The sequence below is a fragment of the Arthrobacter sp. 05N428_2 genome (assembly GCF_056397065.1).
This window is the reverse complement of the sequence record NZ_JBFTMR010000006.1, coordinates 128,935-152,234: the sequence shown is the minus strand read 5'-3', so window position 1 is coordinate 152,234 and position 23,300 is coordinate 128,935. Positions and strand designations below refer to the sequence as shown.

The window sequence follows — 23,300 nt, the reverse complement described above, 5'->3', positions numbered from 1 at the left end:
CAGCCTGTTTAGCGGGCGGGATTCAGGCCCCGACGGTGCCGAAACCGCCGGTGGAGCCGAAGCCGCCGCCGCCGCGGACCGAATCGCTTAGCTCCTGGACGGGCACGAACTCCGCGTACTCCACGCGCTGGATGACCATTTGTGCAATTCTATCGCCGCGGCGCAGTTCGATCGCCTGGTCGCGGTCGGTATTCAGCAGTGTCACGGCGATCTCACCGCGGTAGCCTGCGTCGACCGTGCCGGGAGCATTCACCACCGTCAGTCCGTGCTTGGTGGCCAGGCCGGAGCGCGGATGGATCAAGGCGACGAAACCGTCCGGAAGGGCGATGGATACGCCGGTAGGCACCAGCCGCCGCTCCCCCGGTCCGAGCACGACGTCCTCGCGGGCGCGCAGGTCCGCCCCGGCGTCCCCCGGGTGGGCGTACGACGGCGGTTCCAGGCCGTCGTCGAGCATCTTCAGCTGCACCGACAGGGTGGGCGCTCCGTAGGCCGGGAATTCGTTGGCTGTCGTCTCGCTGGCTGGGGGCTCTGCCGGCGGCTTGGTCACGGCAGTAGTTTCTTCAGTCACAGTTCCCCACTGTAACGCCCGCGCGGAGGATCGGCCTACCGCGCCGCCGCTGCGGAAGGGCGCCGGCACCGGCAGGTGACCAAGGTGAATTAGCCGGGGAAAAGTGGAAAGCTGGGCTCATGCCCGAATCCAGCGCAGCCATGCCTGCCTCCAACAGCACCCCCGACGACGCTACCGTCCTGTTCAGCGAGAAGCTCTGGCCGAGTTTCTGGATCTGGCTGGTGGCGACCGGGCTGGCCGCTGCCGGCATCCTGGTCTTCGCCCCGATCAGTATTGCCGCCGGCATTACCGCGGCCGTCGTGCTTTTCGTGATCCTGGTGGCGCTCCTGGTCCTTTCCACCCCGTCCATCTCTGTCACGGCCGCCACGGTACGGGTCGGGCGGGCGACGATTGAACGCCGCTTCGTCGGCGCCGCCGGTGCCTTCCGCGGCGCCGAGGCCACGGCGGAGCGTGGCCCCCGGCTCAACGGCCTGGCGTTCATGTGCATCCGCGGCTGGATCGACCCGGTGGTCCGGATCGAGATCACCGACCCCGCGGACCGCACGCCGTACTGGCTCGCCTCCACCCGCCACCCCGACGAGCTGGTGGCGGCACTGTCGCACTAGCGGCGGGCGGGCCCAAGGGCCCGCCCGGCTCCTTTAGCCCTCGCACTCCTTGCAGTACGCGAGGCCGTCCTTTTCGCGGGCGATCTGCGAACGGTGGCGGACGAGGAAACAGGAGGCACAGGTGAATTCATCTGCCTGGGCGGGCAGGACCCGGACCAGCAGCTCCTCGCCGGACAGGTCGGCGCCCGGGAGTTCGTAGCCTTCAGCGAGGTCGGTTTCGTCTACATCAACCACCGCGGAAGGCTTGTCCGTACGCCGCGACTTGAGTTCCTCGATGGAGTCCTCATTGAGGTCTTCTTCGGTCTTGCGCGGCGCATCGTAGTCTGTCGCCATTACTTGTTGCTCACACTCCGCAATCGTTTGGTTGGTTCGCCGACTCCGTGCCCGCCGGGGCTGGTAGCCCCGGGGACGGGTCCGGGTTCGGTTCACCGATGTCAACGCCGGACATGCGCTTTTTGTGCCCGATGTCGGGTCATTTTGCCCAACTCCGCGCCGGAACGCCAGAGGCCGGCGGTTCGGGGACCGGGATGCCCGCCCGGGGCGGCCCGATTGGGGCGAAAAGTCGCGGAAAATCACGGCGCGCCCTCCCTCCTAACCCGAATTGCCACCCATCGGTGGCAGAGTTTCGAATGTTAGTAATGCCAGGGTGGAGGATTTGTATGCAGGATCTACGGCTTGTAGGCGTCCACGACGACGGGGAGCATGTCCTGTTGAGTGGCACCGGCGGCGAGATGTTCCAGCTGCCGATCGATGAGGCACTTCGGGCGGCGGCCAGCCGGACGCCGGCCAAGGCCGGTTCCGGCGTGGGCGCCGAGCCCATTGCCATGTCCCCGCGCGACATCCAAGCCCGGATCCGAAGCGGTGCCACCGCCGAGGAGGTGGCCGGCTTGTCCGGCATCCCGCTGGCCAAAGTGCAGCGCTACGAGGGACCAGTGCTGGCCGAGCGCGAGTACGTCGCCCAGCAGGCCCGCAAAATCGAGGTGGCTTCCCCGTCCGCAGGGCACGACAGCTACCGCTCCTTCTTCGGTGACCAGCCCGCCACGCTGGACGACATGGTCACCCACCGGCTCCGGGCCCACGGAATCGAGCCGTCCTCCGTGGAGTGGGACTCCTGGCGCCGCCTAGACGGCAGTTGGAACGTGGTGGCCCGCTTCGAAACACAGTCCGGCGCCCACGCTGCGATCGGCGAAGAACCGCCCGCCATGTGGACGTTCAGCCCGGCACGGAAATCACTGCAGAACGCTAACCGCTGGGCCCAGCAGCTGAGCGAACTGGAGCCGATGGACGGCCCCGTCCCGCCCCGGCGGCTCTCCGCGGTGTCCGACCGCCCCTTTGATTTTGAAACCGACGCCGAGGCAGCGGCGCGCACCGCCACCGCGCAGCTCAGCATCGTCCAGTCGAGCGGAGTCCACTCCCCCGCCGGCCAGCAGGAAAAGGACGCCGACGGGCTGCTGGACATGCTCCGTTCCCGCCGAGGGCAGCGCCTGGGCCTGGACGAGGACGCTGACGATGCGCTCGCGTTGCTGCTGACCAACGGCGTGCCGGCCGCACACCCCCGGCCGTCCGAAGTGCCGCCGCCGCACGAGACCGAATCCGACGTCGAATCCGGGTCCGACGTCGAGAAGGCTTCCGCGGATCCCGCCCCGACGGGGGAAAAAGCGCCAGCCGCCAAGGTCGAGCCGCACTCGATCCCGGGCCCGGATGCATTGTCCCGCCGCCGGGATGCCCGGCCCTCGATGATGGCCCGGCTGAGCATGGCGCCGCGGCACCATGACGGCAACGACGCCGACGACGCGTTGAAGCTTCACGACGGAGTCAGCACCGAGACCACGGAGATCACCATCGCGGCGTCGCAGCTGCGGCCCGTCCGCACCGGCCCGACCTCAAGCCCTGGCCTGGACGAGCTGCTGGGCGGCGGACCGTCGCGGCGTCAGGCCGGCTCGACGGCCGATTCGCGCACCGATCCGTCCCGCACCGACCAGCCGACCACCGGCCAGTCGGGCACCGGCCCGGCTCGCGGGGACGCCGCCCGCGGCGAACGGGAGCTGGAGACACCCGAACGCCAGCCCGCCAAGCCGAAGCGGTCCAGTGTGCCCAGCTGGGACGAAATCGTCTTCGGCACCCGCACGGATTAGCGGCGCCGGAACACCGCCTGGCGGCCGGAATCCTGCTCCCGGGCGGGCCGTGGCTCAGCGCCGCAAAGCCTGTCCGGCGCCCTTGCGGCCTTTGGCTCCGCCGTTCTTCCCCTCGGCCTGGAAGCACAGCAACGGAACCTCACGTTCCGCCTTGGTGAGCGAGCCGTGTTGGCCGACCACTTCAAGCGCCCGGGCCGGAACCCGCCGGGTGTCATAAAAGGCCACCATGTCGCGCGCGGCAATCATCACGTCGCCAATCCTCGGACCGACCGGGCCCCGGACCTCCCCGAACAGCCCGCCTGCAACCGCCTCTTCCCGGGTGAACGCCCAGATCCGGTCGCCGAACCGCGCCCGCCAGGCCGCCAGCAGACGGCGCCGGCCCGCGTCGTCGGCTCCGTCCTCAAGGTAGAGATGGACCATCCGCGGCTCCCCCGCCGTGTGCCGGACCCCGGCGATCAGTTCCGCCTCGGCGGAATAGTCGATCCGTTGCGACTCCGGCACGTCCACCATGCCGTGGTCCCCCGTCAGCAGCACGGTGGTGCCGGCCGGAAGGGAGGCATTGAGCCGCCGCACCGTGGCGTCCAGCTCCTCAAACTGGTTCTCCCACTGCGGCGACTGGGAGCCGTAGCGGTGCCCGGCTTTGTCCAGCTCGTGGACGTAGAAGTACATCAGCGACCTCTCCGCCCCGGCCATGGCCTCCGCGGCGGCCGCGGTCCGGGCGTGTGCGGTGGTCCCGGGCACGAAGCGTCCGCCACGGAGCGCCGCCCGGGTCATTGCGGAGTCGCTGAACCGCGGCAGTGCGACGGTGCTGACATCCGCGTACCCGGCGGCCCGTTCGAACACGGTCGGCATCGGCTGCCACTGCTGCGGGTCGACCCCGGGATCCCAGCCGTTAAGCATGTTGACCACTCGGTCCTGGTCCGGGTCGAGGACGTCGTAGCCGACCATCCCGTGCTGTCCAGCGGCCAGGCCGGTCCCGAAACTGGCCAGCGACGCGGCAGTGGTGGACGGGAACGCGGAATCCAGCCAGACCGGCACGGCTCCTTGGCCTGCCTGCAGCACCGAGCGCAGGAACGGCGTGTGCGCGGATTTCTGTTTGAGCAGTTGCCGGCCCAGGCCGTCGGCGAGGACGACGCAGACATGCCTGGCGGCGGGAAGCTTCAGCCGGTTGTCGAAGCCTGGAACGCCGAGGCTGGCCGCGGCGCTGCTGAAGAGCTCGGCGATGGACCGCTCCCCGTACGCCGGGGGCGCCGGCAGAGCGGCGGGGCCGTCGGTGGCCGGGAGCGGTGGCGGTGGTGCGGGTACCAGTGACTCGGAGGCGCTGTCCGGCATCATCTCAGCGCTGGTGGCCGCGGTTGAGGCGGTTTCCGAAGACGCCGGAGCGTGGGCGCTGCGGCAGCATGGACACACCGTGCGGGGCGGGAGCGGTGGATCCGGTGTTTACCGCCCGGAGCGCGCGGGCGAACAGTTTGGCGTCCTGGACGGCCTGCAGCCCGTCCGCTTCGGCGCTGATCCGTAGGACGATGTCCTCCTGCGCGATGGTGCCGCTGTAGCCGTGGTCGGCCTCGCACTGCGGGTCGCCGCAGCTGGCCGGGCCCATGTCGAGGCGTTGGCCGCCGGACCACGCGATCGAGAGGGTCAGCTCCCGGACCGGGTCGGAGGGCTTATAGTCCTGCGGCTGTGCGTAGACGTAGCTGAGCACAACGGAGCGGATCTGCGTCACTGGAACGGATTCGGTGGAAACTTGCGCGACGATTTGCTCGCCGGCCTCGTCGAGCTGCTGGTCGTCCACGTGGGTGATAACCAGCATGTCCTCGGTCAGCACGAGCACGGTGATGTGGCGGCGTACCTCGGCCCGGTCGAAGTGGGTCTCGAGGTGGACCAGGTGGGCCACGCAGTCGCGGCCGTCCAGGGCGTCGGCGACGACGTCGGCCACCAGGCGGGGATAGAAACCAGCCTGCTGGAGGGCGCCTTCCAGGCTCTGGCCCTGCGCGCTGTGGTCGTGCAGGCCTTGGTGCTGCCCGTGGCGGCCGGGGACGGACGCCTGGGGCTGGGATGCTGGAGGCTGGGAGCTCATGGCTTCCATTTTCACAGATCGGCCGGGGACTTGCTAACTGCTCCGCCGGTGCTGCGGGGCGGGACCCTGCTGCTGCGCGGCGGCGGGCGTCGTTAGCTGCGCATGGCGCGCCGGGCCGTGTCGGTGCGCTGGGCGGCGTTGGCAATGCGGACGTCGGCGGCCAGGATCACGGCACCGTCGGGACCGGCCAGGACCGGGTTGAACTCCACCAGGGCGATCTCCGGGTGGTTGTCCTTGAGCCGGGTGAGGCGGGCAGCCAGGTCTTCGAGCGCGGCGGCGTCGACGGCGGGCAGTCCCTGGTAGCCGAACAGCTTGCGGGCGGCGCGGGGCGCGCGGATGAAGTCGCGGAGGTCGGCGCCGGAGAGCGGCGGCACGCGGTGGGCCCAGTCATCGAGCAGGTTGACGGCGTCGCCGGCCAGCCCGAAGGAAACCACCGGGCCCAGCAGCGGGTCCTCGATGGCGCGGAAGGTGCAGGCCTGCCCAACCGGGGCCATGGACTGCACCTCCAGGGACGGCGAACCGTAGCGCTGCAGCGACTTGCGCATCTGGGCGATGTTGCGGCGCAGCGAATCGGCGTCCTGGATGTCGAGGCGCACCCCGCCGAGGTCGAGGCGGTGCCGCAGCGCCGGGTCCGTGGTCTTCAGCGCCACCGGCCAGCCGAGCCGGTCCGCGGCGGCGACCGCGGCCTCGTCGCTCTCGAAGCCCTCGGAGGCCAGCACCCGGATGCCGTAGCGGCCCAGCAGCTTCGCGGCCGCCGCCGGGTCAAGCCGGACCAACTGGTCGCCACCGACGGGCCGGAGCAGCTCTTCCAGGTCCTCATGGGCGGCTTCGGGATCGCAGCCGTCGGGTTCCACGAAGAGTCCGTGGTCGCGGACCACCCACTCGGCGTAGCGGACCACCGCGGCGAGAGCGGCGACGGCGGCCCCCGGGTTGGAGTAGCAGGGCACCGCGGCGGCCGGTACGAGCGCCGCGTCCGGTTCAAGCGCCGCGTCCGCGGATCCGACCATGCCCTCGACGTAGATGGAGGGGTCCAGGATGCCGGTGAACGCCGCCACCACGGGTTTCCCGGCGGCCGCGGAGCATTCGGCCAGCACCGCGCCGATTTTTTCGACCGTGAGCCCCCGGGCCGGCAGCAGGGCGACCACGACGGCATGGACCGACTCGCTGGTCAGCGTCTCCTGCAGGCTGTGCCGCAGCGCCGGCAGCGCCCGGGACATGCCGGCATCCAGGTCGACGTCGACGACGATGCGTTCCACGCCCAGCCCGGCCGCGGCCGCACGGTCCGCCACCACCTTGCCGAGGGCGCCGGAGTTGCTGAACACGGCCACCCCGGGTCCCTTCGGCAGCGGCTGGCTGGAGACAATCTGGGCCACGTCCATCAGCTCTTCGATGGTCTCCACCCGGATCACCCCGGCCTGGCGCATCATCGCGTCCAAAGCCTCGGGCGGCGCCTGTGTGGTGCGCACGGAGTGGCCCGGCGGCAGGTTCAGTCCCATGGCGTCGGATTTAGCCACGATCACCGGCTTGGTCCGGGCAAGCCGCCGTGCCAGCCGCGAGAACTTGCGCGGGTTGCCGATGGATTCAAGGTAGAGCCCGACGGCGGTGGTGTCGGCGTCGTCCTCCCAGAACTGCATCATGTCGTTGCCGGACACGTCGGCGCGGTTGCCGGCGGAGAGGAACGTGGACAGGCCCACCCGGCGGCGGCTGGAGGCGGCATAGAGCGAGACGCCGATCGCCGCGGACTGGCTGAACAGGCCCAGGGCGCCGCGGCGGGCCAGCGACGGCGCCATCGAGGCGTTGAGCGACACGGCGGGGTTGGTGTTGACGATCCCGAGTGACGCCGGGCCGATCACGCGCATGCCGTTGGCGCGGGCCTGGCGGACCAGTTCGCGCTGCCGGACGAGGCCGCGTTCGCCGTCGTCCGCGTAGCCGGCGGTGGCCAGCACGATCCCCTTGACCCCGGCCTCGCCGCACTCATGGACCACCTTGGGGACCTCGTCGTAGGGCACCGCGATGATGGCGAGCTTGACCGGGCCGGGAACCTCGGAGAGCCTGGCGAAGGACAGCATGCCGGCCAGTTCCATGGCTTCGGGGTTGATCGCATAGACCGGGCCGGTGAAGCGGCCCTCGATGATGTGCTCCAGCAACTGGTGGCCCACGGTGCCCCAGTGGCGGCTGGCCCCGATCACCGCCACCGAGTCCGGGGCCAGGAGTTCCTGGATGCTGCGCGCCTCGGCACGGTGTTCACGGGACTCCATCACGGCACGGGACTTGTCCGTCGGGTCGATGTTGAACTCCAGGCTCACGACGCCGTCGTCGAAGTGGCGTTTGACGTCGTAGCCGGCGTCCGAGAAGACCATCAGCATCTTGCGGTTCTCCGGGAGCACCTCGGCGCTGAACTTGCGGATCCCGTTCTCGCGGGCCGCGGCGGCCAGGTGTTCGAGCAGGATGGAGCCGATACCGCGGCCCTGGTGGGCGTCGGCGATGTTGAAGGCCACCTCCGCTTCTTCCGGGTCCCCGAGCCGGTCGTAGCGGCCGATGCCCAGGATCTCGCCGCCGATGGTGATCACCAGTGCCACCCGGTCCCTGTAATCGACCTCGGTGAAACGCTTGAGTTCCTTGGCTGAAAGCCTGGACTTGAAGGCGAAGAAGCGCATGTAGATCGAGGTCTGCGACTGGCCCACGTGGAAGGCCTGCACGGCGTCGGCGTCGGCCGGGTGGATGGGGCGAAGGTGCGCCGTTCCGCCGTCGCGCAGCACGACATCGGCTTCCCAATGTTCCGGATATACGCCGTCTGCGGGCTGATCCACCATAGGCTTAGCCTAGTCACTAACTTTCGCAGCACACGCTCAGCACCCCGCAGAAGGACCCACCAGCCTTATGGCACGCCGCCAAACCACGCCCCCGGCAGGGAAAGCCAACCAGGATTCCGCAGCGGACTTTGTCGAGAACATCGTCGACATCGACGTCACTTCCGAAATGGAAGGCTCGTTCCTGGAGTACGCCTATTCGGTCATCTATTCCCGGGCGTTGCCTGATGCCCGGGACGGCCTCAAACCGGTGCAGCGGCGCATCCTGTACATGATGAGCGAGATGGGCCTGCGCCCGGACCGCGGCCACGTCAAGAGCGCCCGGGTGGTGGGCGAGGTGATGGGCAAGCTGCACCCGCACGGTGACTCCGCCATCTACGACGCCATGGTCCGGATGGCCCAGGACTTCTCCCTGCGGCTGCCCCTGATCGACGGCCACGGCAACTTCGGCTCGCTCGACGACGGCCCGGCCGCCCCGCGGTACACCGAGGCGCGGCTGGCGGCGGCGGCGCTGACCCTGACCGACCACCTCGACGAAGACGTCGTCGATTTCGTCCCCAACTACGACAACCAACTCACCCAGCCGGAGGTGCTGCCGGCCGCTTTCCCGAACCTTTTGGTCAACGGCGCCACCGGCATCGCCGTGGGCATGGCCACCAACATGGCCCCGCACAACCTGGCCGAAGTAGTGGCGGCAGCGCGGCACCTGATTGCGCAGCCGGACGCCACGCTCGAGGACATCATGAAGTTCGTCCCCGGCCCGGACCTGCCCACCGGCGGCCGGATTGTAGGCCTCGACGGCATCCGCGACGCCTACGCCAGCGGACGCGGCTCCTTCAAGACCCGGGCCAAAGTCGACGTCGAACAGCTCTCGGCGCGCCGCACCGGCCTGGTGGTCACGGAACTGCCATACATGGTGGGCCCGGAAAAGGTGATCGAGAAGATCAAGGATGCGGTCAACGGCAAGAAGTTGACCGGCATCAGCGACGTCGTGGACCTCACCGACCGCCAGCATGGTCTGCGGCTCGTAATCGAGCTCAAGAACGGCTTCAACCCGAACGCAGTGCTCCAGCAGCTCTACCGCTTCACACCGATGGAAGACTCGTTCGGCATCAACAACGTCACCCTGGTCGACGGCCAGCCGCAGACCCTGGGCCTGCTGGAACTCTTGTCCGTCTACGTCAACCACCGGATCGACGTGGTGCGCCGCCGTACCTCCTTCCGGCTCGGCAAGAAGAAGGACCGCCTGCACCTGGTCGAGGGCATGCTCATCGCGATCGTGGACATCGACGAGGTCATCCAGATCATCCGCTCCTCGGAGGAGTCCGCCGAGGCCCGCACCCGGCTGATGTCCATCTACGACCTCTCCGAAATCCAGGCCAACTACATCCTGGAACTCCGGCTCCGGCAGCTGACCAAGTACTCCCGGATCGAGTTGGAGAAGGAACAGGAGGAGCTCCGCAAGGAGATCGCCGAACTGCAGGCAATCCTCGACTCCCCCGAACTGCTGCGCACGCTGGTCTCGGACGAACTCGGGGAACTCGCCGCCAAGTACGGCACCCCGCGTCGGACCGTGCTGCTCGAATCCGAGGCCGTCTCCCCCACGGTCGCCGCCGCCCTCACCGCCGCGCCCGGCGCGAAGGGCAAGGCCGCCCCGCTCGCCCTCGAAATTGCCGACGACCCGTGCTGGGCCATCCTGACGGTGTCCGGGCAGATCGCCCGCACGGCCAACCAGGACAGCCTCGCCGAGAGCGGGCCACGGACCCGGCATGACGTATTCCGCTCCGTCATCAAGACCTCCGCGCGCGGCGAGATCGCTGCGGTCACGTCGCAGGGCCGCATGCTGCGGCTCCAGGTGATGGACATGCCCGTGCTGCCGCCCACCTCGGGCACCCCCAACATGGCCGGCGGCGTGCCCGCCAAGGACTTCATCACCCTGCTCAAGGGCGAGTCGCTCGTCGCGTTCGCCCCGCTGGACCAGGTCCTCGCCCTCGGCACCGCCCAGGGCGTGGTCAAGCGCGTCCAGCCGGACTACCCGCTCAACCGCGAAGACTGGGAAGTGATCGCACTCAAGGACAAGGACACCTTGGTGGGCGTCGAGTCCGCCGCCGGCGACGACGACGAGCTGGTCTTCGTGACCCGCCAGGCCCAGTTGCTGCACTTCAGCGCCTCCGCGGTCCGGCCGCAGGGCCGCACCGCGGGCGGCATGGCCGGGATCAAGCTCGCCGCCGGGGACCAGGTGCTGCACTTCGGCACGGCCCGCGCCACCGACGAGGCCGCCGTGGTGGTCACCATCGCAGGCACCGAAGGCGCCCTGCCCGGCACCGCGCCGGGCGCCGCCAAGGTCACGCCGCTGGCGGAATACCCGGCCAAGGGACGCGGTACGGCCGGCGTCAGGGCCCACCGCTTCCTCAAGGGCGAAGACACGCTGCTGCTCGCCTGGGCCGGCCACGGCCCGGCGAAGGCATCCTCGCTGGGCGGGGTGGCACGCTCGCTCCCGGGCGAGCACGGGCGGCGCGACGGCTCCGGCATCCCGCTCTCGCAAGCCATCGACGCGATCGGCCCGAGCATGGCCTGGCCAGAGGAAGCCGCGGCGGACGCCTAGTACAAACACCCGACGCTCCCGCACCTCCCGCCCACAAACACCCGACGCTCCCGCACCTCCCGCCCACAAACACCCGACGCTCCCGCACCTCCCGCCCGGGAGTGCGGGAGCGTCGTCGATACGGTGGCAGGACCTGCGGGAGCGTCGTCGATACGGCGGCAGGATCTGCGGGAGCGTCTGGAGCGCGCTTACATCCCTGAGTTGACGTTCAGGATGTTGCCCTCGCTGTCCAGGAACCAGGCGGCGGAGCTGCCGTCCGGCAGGGTGGCGATACCGTCCTCGGTTTTCAGGCCCGGGAAATCGTAGTCCTCGAAGACGACCCCGGCGGCGCGGAGCTCCGCGACGGTGGCCGGCACGTCAGCGACCATCCACCCGAGCTGGGTGTTCTTGGCCGTTCCGGCGTTGGAGGTTTGGTACAGCAAGAATCTGCTGCCGGAGCCGCACGTGTATTGCAGGTTGTCCCCGGCGTCCGGGTTGTCGGGTTGGAGTCCGAGCTTGTCGCGGTAGAAATCGCGCGCGCGGGTGATGTCCGCGGCCGGCAGCACGGCGCCGACCGGTTGGTCCTTGAGCATGGCTATGTCCCTTTCCAGGCTCTTCCCCCAGAACGAACTTTACTCCTTCGCCTAGACTGCTCCCATGCCTATCGTTCCCGATCAAAAGGACTGGACCTGGGTGCTGTCTCGGCCCTGCCCGGAGTGCGGTTTTGATGCCTCCACCTGCACCCCAGCGACGACGCCGGGGACGGTTGCCAGCATGCTTCCGCGCTGGCGTGCTGTGCTGCGGCGCCCGGATGCGGCGGAACGGCCGGACGCGAACACCTGGTCGGCCCTGGAGTACGCCTGCCACGTCCGGGATGTGTTCATCCTCTTCGACCACCGGCTCGACCTCATGCTCACCAAGGATGACGCCCGGTTTGAGGACTGGGACCAGGACCGGGCAGCCGTCGAGCAGGATTACGCCGGCGCCGACCCGGCGGCGGTGAGCGCCGCCCTGACGACCGACGGCGAGCAGATCGCCGCGTCCTTCGGCCGCGTCCCGGAGCAGGACTGGGCCCGGACGGGCACCCGCAGCAACGGTTCGGAGTTCACGGTGCTCACGTTCGCGCAGTACTTCCTGCACGACGTCGTACATCACCTCCACGATGTGGACGGATAGCGTGTGGACGGATAGCGTGTGGACGGATAGCGTGTGGACGGATAGCGCGTGGAGGGATAGCGGGTCCGGGAGTCAGAGTTCCTTATCCCACGCCATGCTGCCGCTGACCGTAACGTAACCCATTTTCAGGTAGAGCTGCAGTGCCCCGGTGGGGTTCTCCGAGTCCACGTCCAACGAGGCCTTGTCCATTCCGGCCGCGGCAAAGCGGTGCATCGCGTCGGCCAGGAGCGCCCGCGCGATCCCTCGGCCCCGGAACTCCCGGCGCACGCCGAGCAGCTCGGTGTAGCCCTCCTTGAAGCCGCGCGACTCGGCGATTTCCTGGTCGTGGCTGGCCAGCTGGTAGCCGGCCACCCGGCCGCCGGCCTTCTCCACCACGACGGCGCTCAGGTCCGGCCGCGCCTGCGGGTCGTTTACCACGAGGCCCCAGGCCTCCTCGTCGCGCGGCTCGCTCCCCCAGTGGTCGCGGAACGCGTCATTGTGCGCCTGCCGCACCGCCTCGTGGAGTCCGGCATCGAAGGGCACCAGCTCGAGCCTGTCGTCCAGCCCGGGCTGGGGCAGCGGGCCGTCCAGCGGCCGGTGCATCTCGTTGTAGTAGCGCACTATCCGGTAGCCGCGCTCCTTGAACAGCGCGGCCTGGTGGGTGTGCTGCTGCTCCATGTAGAGCCGGAGCCTGGGGGCCGCGCCGGTCGCGGCATCGGAGGCGAAGCGCTGCCGGGTCCGGGCTTCCATCCAGCCGAGCAGCCCGGTCCCGACGCCGGTGCCCTGCCATCCCGGATCGACGCAGCCGAAGCCGACTGCCTTCTCGCCGTCCGGGTTTTTCGTGATCCGTCCGTAGGCCCGGGCCACCCCCTGCGCGTCGAAGCCGAGGATGCTGTTCCCCGCGGTCGGGTTCTTCCGGGACGCGAGGATCTGGACCAGATCCTCGCGTCGCTCAAACCAGACGGGCCGTTCGACGGCGGCGGTCCGGGCTATCAGCGCAGCCCAGCCGTCCAAATCCGCGCGGTCGGCGGCCCGCCACGAGAGGCGGCCATCCAGGCCGGCGCGCGGGTCGGCGCCAGGTGGTGTGTTCATGCGAACAGGCTAACGGCCGGCCTAGCCCCGCGCCAGCACCGCCTCGGCCCGCGGCGACCGGGCGAAGTCGAGGTCCACCCGGCGGTCTTCAGGGCTGATGTCCTCGGGGTTGTGCGTGACCAGGACCACCGTGCGGCCGGCCAGCCCGCGCCGCAGTTCGGCCAGCATCGTCCGGCCCGCTTCCGCGTCCAGGTGGGCCGTGGGCTCATCCAGCAGGATGACGTCGGCGCCGGTGAGCAACGTCCGGGCCACCGCCAGGCGCTGGCGTTCGCCGCCGCTGAGGAAGGCGCCGCCGGGGCCGATGGGGGTGTCCATGCCCCGGGCGAGCCTCCCGAGCAGCGGTTCCAGCCCGACGGCGGCCAGCGCCTCCCTTAGCTGCCGCTCGAGGGCCGCGGTCCCGGCAGCGGCTGTGGCTGCGTCCGAGGGGCGGTCCGCCGCGGGCAGCCCCAGCATCAGGTTGCCGCGGATGGTGGAGTCGAAGAGGTGTGCCTCCTGCGGGCACCAGGCGGCGCGGCCGGTCAAGGCGAGCCGGCCGGACGCGGCCGGCAGGAAGCCGAGCATGACCGCCAGCAGCGTCGACTTGCCGGACCCGGAGGCTCCGGTCACGGCCAGCCAGCGGCCGGGTTCGGCGCTGGCCGACAGCCCGCTGAACACCAGGGGGCCGCCCGGCCAGGCCGCGGCCAGGTTCTCGAGTTCCACCCCGGGCCGGCCGCCGCGGCGCGCAGCCAGCAGCACCGGACCAACGGACGGGTCCGCGGCTGCCGGCGCCAGGACGCCGGAGTCGCTGATCCGGCGCAGCACGGACCGCAGCGCCGGGTACTGGCGTACCGCCGTCGTGATGGCCGAATAGGGTTCCACGAGCGCCAGCTGGAGCAGTACCACGACGGCGACGGTCCCGGGCGCTGCCGCACCGCTGAGGACCAGCGGGGCGGCGAGGACAGCGCTGGCCAGGGCGGCGGCCCCGCCGGCCAGGACGGTGATTCCCTGGCCGAGCCCCTCGGCGACGGCGGAACGCTGCGACGCCGCCGTCGCGGCCCGGTCGTCCCGCCGGATGGCGGCCAGAACCGGGGAAGCGACACCGTTGGCGTGGAGTTCGGCGCGGGCGTCCAGGGCCGCCGCGACGCGGCGCAGGACGCCGGAACGCAGTTGTTGTTCGGCGCGGGCGGACATCCGGTCGGCGAGCAGCGCCAGTGCCGGCGCTGCTACCAGGCTGACGACGGCGGCTGCGACCACGGCGGGCAGCGCCGCGGGAAGCAGCAGGCCGATGCCGGTGACGGCAGCCGCCCCGACGGCCACGGCAGTCAGCGGCGGCAGGACCACCCGCGGCAACAGTTCCCGGACGGTGTCGACGTCGTCAATCACCGCGCCCAGGACGTTGCCGCCCTGCAGGAGCCGCCGGAGCGAGAGGGCCCGGCGGCTCAGCGACTCCCAGAGCCGGCCGCGGAGCCGGGTCAGGGCGGTGAAGACCGCATCGTGGAGCAGCAGCCGTTCCGAGTAGCGAAGGGCGGCGCGGCCGATGCCGAAGAAGCGCACCCCCACGATAGCAGTGAGCAGATAGAGCATCGGCGGCTGTTCGCTGGCGCGAAGGATCAGCCAGCCGGACAGGCCGGACAGGGCGACGGCGAACAGCGCGGCGAGGATGCCGACGGCGCCCGCCGCCGCAAACTTGCCGGCGACCGGCGCCAGCAGCTGGCGCAGCTGGCCAACTGCCGTCCCGAACTTTTCAGCTCCGGCGGCGGAAATTTCAGGTCCGGTCTGGTTGAGGGCGCCGGTCGGTTCGGGACCTTCGGCCGCTTCCGGCGCCATGATGTGCTGCCCTCGGAGCCCCTCGGCCGCGTCGGCGACCCGGGCGTCAGCGGCGGCCTCGTGGCCGGCGGAGCTCCTGCCGACGTGCACCAGCTGGTCGGCGAGTTCCCGGGTCTGCCGGTCGTGGGCCACCAGCAGGACGGTGACCTTCCCGCGCAGGGCCGCGATAGTGCGGCTGACCGCGTCGGCGGCTGCGCGGTCCAGGTGCGCGGTGGGCTCGTCCAGCAGGAGCACCGTGGCGCCGGCCGCGATTCGGGCCAGCCCTCGGGCCACGGCCACCCGGCGCAGCTCCCCCGGGCTGAGTTCGGCGGGGTGCTTCGCGGCGAGGTGCCCCGCGGCGCAGGCCGCGAGGCAGCGCTGGGCCTCGGCCATCGCTTCGGTGCTGCCCGTCGAGGGGGACCCGGCCGGGGAGGCGCCCAGATAGAGCAGGATTTCCTCGAGGACGGTGGCTTCGACCATTACGGGGTGTTGCGGCACCCAGGCCAGGTCCGCCGTCGTGAATCCCTCCAGCCGGCCGGTAACTTCCGCGCCGGGGCCGGCGCCGACCGTGCCGGCCAGTACACCCAGCACCGTGCTCTTCCCGGCCCCGCTGTGACCGTCCAGCGCGGTGATCGTGCCCGGGGCGGCCGTGAAGCTCAGCGGCCCGACGGCGGTGTCGCCGCGGCCGGCGTAGCGCACGCCCAGCCCGCTGACAGTGACGGCCGGCGGACCGGACCGGTCAAGTCCGCCACGGCCGGCGGCTGCGGCCGGAACGAGCGGCGCCACCTGCTCCGCGTCGAGGACTTCGGTGCTGTCGGCGAGCGCCGCACGGCCGTCGTCGCTGGCGTGGTGGGCGGTGCCGAGTTCGCGCAGCGGGAGGTAGCAATCCGGTGCCAGGATCAGGGCCAGCAGTCCCGCCTCGAGGGCCATGTCCCCGTGTACGAGCCGGACGCCGATGAAGACGGCGACCACGGCGACGGAAATCGTGGCGATAAGCTCCAGGGCCAGGGCCGAGAGGAACGCGGTGCGCAGGGTCGCCATGGTCTTGGAGCGGTATTCCTCCGAGATATCCTCGAGGGCCTTGCGCTGGGCGGTGGCGCGGCCCAGGCCCACCAGCACGGGCAGGCCCTTGGCGAGCTCCAGCATGTGGGCGGAGAGCCGGGACAGCGCCGACTGGGCGTCCCTGACCCGGTCGTCGGTGTACCGGCCGATCAGGACCATGAACAGCGGCACGAGCGGGACGGTCAGGACGACCACCACGGCGCTGATCCAGTCCGCGAACAGGATCCGGACCCCCAGCAGCAGCGGAATGGCGGCGCAGTTCACCAGGGCGGGGAGGAATTGCGTGTAGTAGTTGTCCAGGGCGTCCAGTCCCCTGGTGGCCAGCACCGCGAGCCCGCCGTCGGCCGGCCCGGCGGCGCGGGTTCCGGTGTGCAGGGCCCGGTCCAGCAGCCGTGAGCGCAGCTCCTCCTTGACCCCAAGCGCCGCGCGCCGGGACGCGACGGCTTGCGCCCACACGGTGAGCGAGCGCAGCACCACCCCGGCCAGGCCCCAACCCAGTTGCTCGGCCCAGGCCGGGTTGTGGACCATCAGYCCGGCCAGCATGGCGGCGATTGCCTGCCCCATCAGGACGAGCGACAGCGCCTTGAGCGCTGCCAGGAGCCCCAGCAGGTAGAGCGCCGATCGGGTGGCAGGGCCGGCGGGGAACTGCGGTTTCATCGGCGGCTAGTCCTTCGGCGCCAGGGCCTTGGCGGCAATCGCGGGCAGGAAGCTGTGCGCCTCGGGAATGTGCTCGGCGCTGACCCGGCGGCGGAACACCCAGTAGGTCCACGCCTGGTAGGCGAGGACCAGCGGCAGCCCCACGCAGGCGACGATTGTCATCAGGCCCAGGGTGTACTCCGAGGATGACGCATTCGCGACGGTCAGGTTGAATTCCGGGTTCAGGGTGGAGGGCAACACGACCGGGAACGCGGCGCCGAAGATTGAGGCGCTGCCGAGCAGCAGGAAGGCGCCCAGGGCGATGAAGGCCCGGCCTTCCGCGCCGCGGCGGGCAAAGTTCCAGGCCAGGACGGCAGCCACGACGGCCACGACCACGGCGGCCAGCGTCCAGGCCTTGCCGGCCTGGACCTGCATCACGACGGCCCAGCCGGCGATCGGCAGGATCAGCACTGGCAGCAGCCGCGCGAACCACTGCCGCGCGCGGTGCCGGATCTCGCCGTCGGTCTTCAGGGCCAGGAAGGCGAGTCCGTGCAACAGGGAGAAGCAGACGACGGCGAGGCCGCCCAGCACGGCGTAGCCGGTAAACCAGGCGAACGGGCCGCCCACACGGTCCCCGTTGGCGTTCAGCGGCAGCCCCGTGGTGGTCAGCGCCAGCGCGGCTCCGACGCCGAAGGCTGCCACCAGCGACCCGAGGGCGAGGGCCCAGTCCCAGCGGGCGCGCCACTGCGGCGTGTCCACCTTGCCCCGGTATTCGATCGCCACGGCCCGGAAGATCAGCGCCACGAGGACCACCAGCAGCGGCAGGTAAAGCGCGGAGAACAGGGACGCGTACCAGAGCGGGAAGGCCGCGAACGTGGCACCGCCGGCGGTGAGCAGCCAGACCTCGTTGCCGTCCCAGACCGGACCGATGGTGTTCAGCAGCACCCGGCGCTCCGTGTCGTTCCGGGCGAAGGCTTTCATGAGCATGCCGACGCCCAGGTCGAAGCCCTCCAGAAAGAGATAGCCCGTCCACAACAGTGCGATGGCGATGAACCAGATGGTGGGTAGCAGTTCCATGCTGAGTATCCTCTACGACTTCTTCGGGGACGTTAGTAGGCGAAGGCCAAGACGTCGTCGGCTTCGGGTTTGGCGGGGGTTCCGCCGGACGGGGACTGGTCGTCATTTTCGTCCGCCGGGGCCAGGACGAGTTCGGGCATCGCGGAGACCACGCCACCCCGGATGTACTTCACCAGCAGCTTCACCTCCACCACCAGCAGCACCCCGTAGACGGCGCTCAGCACAATCAAGGACGTGAGCAGCTCCCCGGCGGAGACCCCCGGGGAAACGGCTGCGGCCGTGAACATGAACACCTGGTCGATGCCGTTGAGGTCCGGGTTGGGCGCCACCACGAAGGGCTGGCGGCCCATCTCGGTGAAGATCCAGCCGGCGGCGTTCGCGCCGAACGGGGCCAGGATGCCGAATACGGCGAGCCGCATGAGTCCGCGGGAGGCCGGGACGGTTCCCTTGCGGGTGGCCCAAAGGGCCACAAGCGCGGCCAGCGCCGCCACGCCGCCGAAGCCGATCATCATCCGGAAGCCCCAATAGGTGACCTCCATGACCGGGACGTACTGGATCTCCTGGCCGGCCCGGTCACCGTAGATCGGGTTGTTGGGCAGGTGGGTGCCGTAATCCGCCTTGTACTGGTCCTGCAGGCTGTTCACGCCCTTGACCTCGGTGTTGAAGTCGCCCTTGGCCAGGAAGGACAGAATGCCGGGGACCTCGATCACGGCGACGACGTCGTYGCAGTTCTTGGAGCCGACGTTGCCGATACTAAGCACGGAGAAGCCGGTGCCGTCGTGGCAAGCGGCCTCGGCGGCGGCCATCTTCATGGGCTGCTGTTCGAACATGAGCTTGCCCTGCAGGTCGCCGGTGATCGCGGTCCCGGCGAAGGAGATCATCGCGACGACGGCGCCGATCCGCAGGGAGCGGATCCAGACGGCGTGGTCCGCACGGTCCCGGCCCGGAATATCCGACTCGCCGGGGATCACCTTGCCGTCAGCCCCTACCGTGTCGATCCCGTCATGGCGCCGGCGCCACAGGTGGTACCAGGCGATGCCGAGCAGGAAACCGCCGGCGACGGCGAGTGCGCCGAAGAGGGTGTGGGGCACCGCCACCAGGGCGGTGTTGTTGGTGAAGACGGCCCAGGCGTCGGTCATCACGGGCCGCCCGTTAATCATCTCGACGCCCACCGGGTGCTGCATCCAGCTGTTGGYCACGATGATGAAGTAGGCGGAAAGGACCGAGCCGATCACTGCGATCCAGAGGCAGGCAAGGTGGACGCCTCGCTTGAGCTGCTTCCAGCCGAAGATCCACAGGCCCAGGAAGGTGGATTCCACGAAGAACGCCAGCAGCGCCTCCAAGGCCAGCGGTGCGCCGAAGACGTCCCCGACGAAGCGGCTGTACTCGCTCCAGGCCRTGCCGAACTGGAACTCCTGCACGATGCCGGTGGCCACGCCCATGATGAAGTTAATCAGGAAGAGCTTGCCCCAGAACTTCGTCATCCGCAGATACTCGGGCTTGCCGGTGCGGTACCAGAGGGTCTGGATCACCGCCACGACAAGGCCGAGACCGATTGTCAGCGGCACCATCATGAAGTGATAGACGGTGGTAATGCCGAATTGCCAGCGTGCAATTTCCAAGGCTTCCAAGGCAGTCCCTTTGGCTAGGTTCCCGAGATCTTCTAATTTTCTACGTTGCGTAGAAATAATACTTCTACAGAGTGTAGAACAATTGCGCACCGTCCCGCACCCCAGCGTCGCACGGCACAGGCCGCCCTGCAATGGAGCTGCCGGAGTGCCCGGGGCCGCCGGCTCCGGCCGCGCCGTCAGCTGAGGCGACACGCCGCAGGGATGCTGTTCTACCTCATGTAGAAACTATGCGCAAAACGCGGTAAATTTAACGTTGAAGTATCCAGCAACCTCCCCGGGCGGCAACCGAGCCCGGGCGGCACTCAAGAAGGACGTACGGAATGGCAACGCTCGGCGAACTGGAACGGGCAGTGATGGACCTGCTCTGGGCAGGCCACGAGGCTGCGACGGCGAACACGCTGCGGGACCTGCTCGCGCAGAGCACGCGGGCCCAGGGCGGCACCGCCGGCCACGTGGGCAAAGACCTGGCCGTCACGACCGTGTTGACCGTGCTCTCCCGGCTCGAGCGGAAGGGCCTTGTGGAGCGGGAACGCGGCACCCGGCCGCACCGCTACCAGGCCATCTCCAGCCGCGCGGACCACACCGCGGAACTGATGCATGAGGTGCTCGGCTCCGCCCCCGACCGCGAGGCCGTGCTGGCCCGCTTCATTGGATCCGTATCCGCGACGGAGGCGGAAACCCTGCGCAAACTGCTGGAACACAGCTAACGCCGGATGTTCTGGACCTCATATTTTCTGGCGGTCCTGGCGATAGTACTGGCCTGGCCGGTGCCTATCCTTCTTTCCCGCGCCCAGTGGCCGGCCCGCTCTCCTTCCACGGCCATGCTGCTCTGGCAGGCCATCGCCCTGGCAGGCGGCCTGTCCATGATCGGAGCCATGCTGGTCTACGGCCTGGAACCGGCCGGGGCCACCCTCCTGGCCGGCCTCCGGTCCCTGGCGGGCATGGTGTTCCGGAACGAACCCACCACGGTGCTGGGATTCTGGCATATCTTCGCGCTCTCCGCCGCGGCCTTGTTGACCGCCCACCTGGTTTTCACACTGTTGCTCACCTACTACAAGATCCAGCGGCAGCGGCGCCGGCACCGCGAACTCCTCGCGCTGCTGGCCTTCCCCTCGGCCGACGGCCCCAGGACCATGGTCATCAGCCACGACTCCCCCGTGGCTTACTGCCTGCCCGGCGGCGCCCGTTCGGTCACGGTGCTGTCGGACGGCCTGTTGGCGGCCCTGCAACCGGCCGAGTTGCGCGCGGTCATCATCCACGAGAACGCCCACCTGAGCCAGCGCCACCACCTGCTGCTGTGGGCGTTCGCAGCCTGGCGTCAGGCCCTGCCCTGGCTGCCGACCACCCGGCTCGCCCAGGAAGCGGTCAGCTCGCTGATCGAGATGCTGGCCGACGACGTCGCACTCAAGACCGAAAGCAAGGCCAGCCTGATCAAGGCGATCGCGATCGTGGCGAGCGGGGCCGCCGGCAGTCCCGTCGGCCCCGAGGCCCGGATGGCATTCGGCGACGGCTCGTCAGCCATCGACGCGGCCCAGCCCGGCGCCACCGGCGGTGCCGGTTCGACGGCGATTACCGCCTCGCGCGTCAGCCGGCTGCTCACGCCCCGTCCGCCGCTGCCTGAACCGCTGCGCTACGCGGTGCTCGGCGCCTGCCTGCTGCTGCTCGCCCTGCCCACCGCGCTGCTGATCGTCCCCGGCCTGCTCGGCTGAGTCCGGCAGCTCCGCCCCGGTCAGCCGGCGCCACCCCGGGCCAGCGCCGTCGGCGGGCGGGTCAGGCGTCGATGCGTTCCCGGTCCAGGTTCGCCGCACCGGCGATGATGAAGTCCTTGCGGGGCGCCACGTCGGAACCCATCAGCAGGTCAAAGGTCTCCTCGGCCTGCTTCGCGTTCTCCATCCCGACCTTGCGCAGGGTGCGGTGCCGCGGATCCATGGTGGTCTCCGCGAGTTGCTCCGCGTCCATTTCGCCCAGGCCCTTGTAGCGCTGGATCGGTTCCTTGTACCGCTTGCCCTCCTTGGCGAGCCGGGCCAGCAGCACGTGCAGTTCCGCCTCCGAGTACGTGTAGATCATCTCGTTGGCCTTCTGGCCGGCATTGATGACCTCCACCCGGTGCAGCGGCGGGACGGCGGCGAAGACGCGTCCCTCCTCGATCATGGGGCGCATGTAGCGGAAGAACAGCGTCAGCAGCAGGGTCCGGATGTGGGCGCCGTCGACGTCGGCGTCGGTCATCAGGATGACCTTGCCGTAGCGGGCGGCGGTGATGTCGAAGCTGCGGCCGGAGCCGGCACCGACCACCTGGATCAGGGCCGCGCACTCGGCGTTGGAGAGCATGTCCCCCACCGAGGCCTTCTGGACGTTCAGGATCTTGCCGCGGATCGGCAGCAGTGCCTGGAAGTCCGAGGAGCGGGCCAGCTTGGCGGTGCCCAGCGCCGAGTCACCTTCCACGATGAACAGTTCGGACCGCGCGACGTCGTCCGTCCGGCAGTCCGCGAGCTTGGTGGGCATCGAGGAGGTCTCGAGCGCGTTCTTCCGCCGCTGGGTCTCCTTATGGACGCGGGCCGAGATGCGTGACTTCATCTCGCTGACGACCTTTTCAAGCAGCAGCGCCGACTGGGCCTTGTCGCTGCGGTTGGACGAGGTGAGCTTGGCGTTGATCTCCTGCTCCACCACCTTCGCCACAATGGCCCGCACGGCAGAGGTGCCCAGGATCTCCTTCGTCTGGCCCTCGAACTGGGGTTCGGCGAGACGGACCGTCAGCACGGCCGTCAGACCGGCGAAGATGTCGTCCTTTTCGATCTTGTCGTTGCCGGCCTTCAGCTTGCGGGCGTTTGTCTCCACGGCCTTGCGGAAGGTCTTGATGAGGGCCTGCTCGAAGCCGGACTGGTGCGTTCCGCCCTTGGGGGTGGAGATGATGTTGACGAAGCTGCGCACCGTGTTGTCATAGCCGATGCCCCAGCGGAGGGCGACGTCGACCTCGCAGTCGCGTTCTACTTCGGCGAGCTGGCTGTGGCCGCGGTCGTCCAGGACCGGGACGGTCTCCTTGAACTTGCCGGCGCCGTGCAGCCGCCAGATGTCGGTGACGGCGGGGTCCGCGGCGAGGAAGTCGACGAACTCGGACAGGCCGCCGTCGTGGTGGAAAACTTCCTCGTGCGGGCCGAGCTCTCCCGGGGTTCCCGCGGCCCGGCGCTCATCCCGTACGGTGAGCTTCAGCCCGGGGACCAGGAAAGAGGTCTGTCGGGCGCGGTCCGCCAGCTCGCTGTAGGAGAACTTCGCGTCCGGGGTGAAGATCTGCCGGTCGGCCCAGTAGCGGATCCGGGTGCCGGTGACGCCGCGTTTGGCTTTGCCGACGATGTCGAGCACGGAGCCGTCGACGAAAGGCTCGAAGACGGCGGCCGGATCGGGCTTGGTGCCGGGGTCTTTGAAGCGGCCGGGTTCGCCCCGCCGGAAGGACATCTTGTAGGTCTTGCTGCCGCGGTCCACTTCAACGTCCAGCCGGGAGGACAGGGCGTTCACGACCGAGGCGCCGACGCCGTGCAGGCCGCCAGAGGCGGTGTATGAACCGCCGCCGAACTTGCCGCCGGCATGCAGCTTGGTGAAAACGACCTCGACGCCGGTGAGCCCGGTCTTGGGTTCGACGTCGACCGGGATGCCGCGGCCGTCGTCGTGGATCTCGACCGAATTGTCGGCGTGCAGGATGATCTTAATGTCGTGGCCGAAACCGGCGAGGGCTTCGTCGACGGAGTTGTCGATAATTTCCCAGAGGCAGTGCATGAGTCCGCGGGAATCCGTGGAGCCGATGTACATGCCCGGGCGCTTGCGGACGGCTTCCAAGCCCTCCAGCACAGAGAGATGCCGGGCGGTGTAATCAGAACTTGGTGCCACGGGTTGGAAACTCCTTCGGGGACGGTGCGTGGATGTCGCTCTTCCTAGGTTAGTCGGCTTGCCGCCTGACACCGGGTTGCCACTCCCCGAACGGACGACGCGGCGGGCACCTCGCGGCAGCCGTTATGGGGCCGTGATACGCGGTCAGCGAACTTGACCCATCCTTGCCATGGAATCGCCACGAATGCTGGTTATATAGGTGTA

At 69.5% G+C, this 23,300-nt stretch carries 17 protein-coding genes; 6 read left to right on the top strand and 11 right to left on the bottom strand.

The window, feature by feature from the left end:
• Positions 1 to 22 precede the first annotated feature (22 nt).
• A complete protein-coding gene (gene dut, locus AC1DGI_RS08930; protein WP_476898520.1) occupies positions 23 to 568 on the bottom strand; it encodes a dUTP diphosphatase in 546 nt (181 codons plus the stop codon).
• Between the two features lie 119 nt (positions 569 to 687).
• On the opposite strand from dut, the gene AC1DGI_RS08925 reads away from it, so the two are divergent.
• Entirely contained in the window at positions 688 to 1,173 is a 486-nt protein-coding gene (locus AC1DGI_RS08925) for a DUF3093 domain-containing protein (protein WP_476898519.1), read from the top strand.
• Between the two features lie 33 nt (positions 1,174 to 1,206).
• On the opposite strand, the gene AC1DGI_RS08920 is transcribed toward AC1DGI_RS08925, so the two are convergent.
• Positions 1,207 to 1,506 carry a DUF4193 domain-containing protein gene (locus AC1DGI_RS08920; protein ID WP_441400445.1) on the bottom strand — a complete coding sequence of 100 codons (300 nt, stop codon included), beginning with the start codon at positions 1,504 to 1,506 and terminating at the stop codon, positions 1,207 to 1,209.
• A 326-nt stretch (positions 1,507 to 1,832) separates the two neighbouring features.
• On the opposite strand from AC1DGI_RS08920, the gene sepH reads away from it, so the two are divergent.
• Positions 1,833 to 3,308 (top strand): septation protein SepH, encoded by a 1,476-nt coding sequence (sepH, locus tag AC1DGI_RS08915; RefSeq protein WP_476898518.1) that lies wholly within the window; start codon positions 1,833 to 1,835, stop codon positions 3,306 to 3,308.
• Positions 3,309 to 3,362: 54 nt separating this feature from the next.
• On the opposite strand, the gene AC1DGI_RS08910 is transcribed toward sepH, so the two are convergent.
• The 3 genes from AC1DGI_RS08910 to AC1DGI_RS08900 all read right to left on the bottom strand — a co-directional run bounded on the left by AC1DGI_RS08910 (position 3,363) and on the right by AC1DGI_RS08900 (position 8,198).
• Positions 3,363 to 4,640: an alkaline phosphatase family protein gene (locus AC1DGI_RS08910; RefSeq protein WP_476898590.1), complete on the bottom strand. Its 1,278-nt coding sequence runs from the start codon at positions 4,638 to 4,640 to the stop codon at positions 3,363 to 3,365.
• 4 nt (positions 4,641 to 4,644) lie between these two features.
• A complete protein-coding gene (locus AC1DGI_RS08905) occupies positions 4,645 to 5,385 on the bottom strand; it encodes a DUF5998 family protein (protein ID WP_476898517.1) in 741 nt (246 codons plus the stop codon).
• Between the two features lie 92 nt (positions 5,386 to 5,477).
• Entirely contained in the window at positions 5,478 to 8,198 is a 2,721-nt protein-coding gene (locus AC1DGI_RS08900) for a bifunctional acetate--CoA ligase family protein/GNAT family N-acetyltransferase (RefSeq protein ID WP_476898516.1), read from the bottom strand.
• A gap of 67 nt (positions 8,199 to 8,265) precedes the next feature.
• Between AC1DGI_RS08900 and AC1DGI_RS08895 the strand changes: the two genes are divergently transcribed.
• Positions 8,266 to 10,800: a DNA gyrase/topoisomerase IV subunit A gene (locus tag AC1DGI_RS08895; protein ID WP_476898515.1), complete on the top strand. Its 2,535-nt coding sequence runs from the start codon at positions 8,266 to 8,268 to the stop codon at positions 10,798 to 10,800.
• 188 nt (positions 10,801 to 10,988) lie between these two features.
• Here AC1DGI_RS08895 and AC1DGI_RS08890 read toward each other — a convergent pair whose 3' ends face one another.
• On the bottom strand, positions 10,989 to 11,372 hold the full coding sequence (locus AC1DGI_RS08890) for a VOC family protein (RefSeq protein ID WP_476898514.1): 384 nt from the start codon (positions 11,370 to 11,372) through the stop codon (positions 10,989 to 10,991).
• Between the two features lie 64 nt (positions 11,373 to 11,436).
• Between AC1DGI_RS08890 and AC1DGI_RS08885 the strand changes: the two genes are divergently transcribed.
• Complete coding sequence (locus AC1DGI_RS08885) at positions 11,437 to 11,955, top strand: DinB family protein (protein WP_476898513.1); 519 nt, start codon at positions 11,437 to 11,439, stop codon at positions 11,953 to 11,955.
• Between the two features lie 72 nt (positions 11,956 to 12,027).
• Here AC1DGI_RS08885 and AC1DGI_RS08880 read toward each other — a convergent pair whose 3' ends face one another.
• Genes AC1DGI_RS08880 through AC1DGI_RS08865 form a run of 4 tightly spaced genes read right to left on the bottom strand, consistent with a single transcriptional unit; the run spans position 12,028 to position 19,217 of the window.
• Positions 12,028 to 13,026: a GNAT family N-acetyltransferase gene (locus AC1DGI_RS08880; RefSeq protein ID WP_476898512.1), complete on the bottom strand. Its 999-nt coding sequence runs from the start codon at positions 13,024 to 13,026 to the stop codon at positions 12,028 to 12,030.
• A 21-nt stretch (positions 13,027 to 13,047) separates the two neighbouring features.
• The gene (gene cydD, locus AC1DGI_RS08875; RefSeq protein ID WP_476898511.1) at positions 13,048 to 16,530 is read right to left on the bottom strand and encodes a thiol reductant ABC exporter subunit CydD; all 3,483 of its coding nucleotides are present in this window, start codon (positions 16,528 to 16,530) and stop codon (positions 13,048 to 13,050) included.
• Positions 16,531 to 16,536: 6 nt separating this feature from the next.
• Positions 16,537 to 17,586 carry a cytochrome d ubiquinol oxidase subunit II gene (cydB, locus tag AC1DGI_RS08870; RefSeq protein ID WP_476898510.1) on the bottom strand — a complete coding sequence of 350 codons (1,050 nt, stop codon included), beginning with the start codon at positions 17,584 to 17,586 and terminating at the stop codon, positions 16,537 to 16,539.
• 32 nt (positions 17,587 to 17,618) lie between these two features.
• The gene (locus AC1DGI_RS08865) at positions 17,619 to 19,217 is read right to left on the bottom strand and encodes a cytochrome ubiquinol oxidase subunit I (RefSeq protein ID WP_476898509.1); all 1,599 of its coding nucleotides are present in this window, start codon (positions 19,215 to 19,217) and stop codon (positions 17,619 to 17,621) included.
• Between the two features lie 320 nt (positions 19,218 to 19,537).
• On the opposite strand from AC1DGI_RS08865, the gene AC1DGI_RS08860 reads away from it, so the two are divergent.
• Complete coding sequence (locus AC1DGI_RS08860; RefSeq protein ID WP_441403460.1) at positions 19,538 to 19,924, top strand: BlaI/MecI/CopY family transcriptional regulator; 387 nt, start codon at positions 19,538 to 19,540, stop codon at positions 19,922 to 19,924.
• Between the two features lie 6 nt (positions 19,925 to 19,930).
• Positions 19,931 to 20,926, top strand: coding sequence for a M56 family metallopeptidase (locus AC1DGI_RS08855; RefSeq protein WP_476898508.1), 996 nt, complete (start codon positions 19,931 to 19,933; stop codon positions 20,924 to 20,926).
• 61 nt (positions 20,927 to 20,987) lie between these two features.
• Here AC1DGI_RS08855 and AC1DGI_RS08850 read toward each other — a convergent pair whose 3' ends face one another.
• A complete protein-coding gene (locus AC1DGI_RS08850) occupies positions 20,988 to 23,096 on the bottom strand; it encodes a DNA gyrase/topoisomerase IV subunit B (protein WP_476898507.1) in 2,109 nt (702 codons plus the stop codon).
• Positions 23,097 to 23,300: the final 204 nt, after the last annotated feature.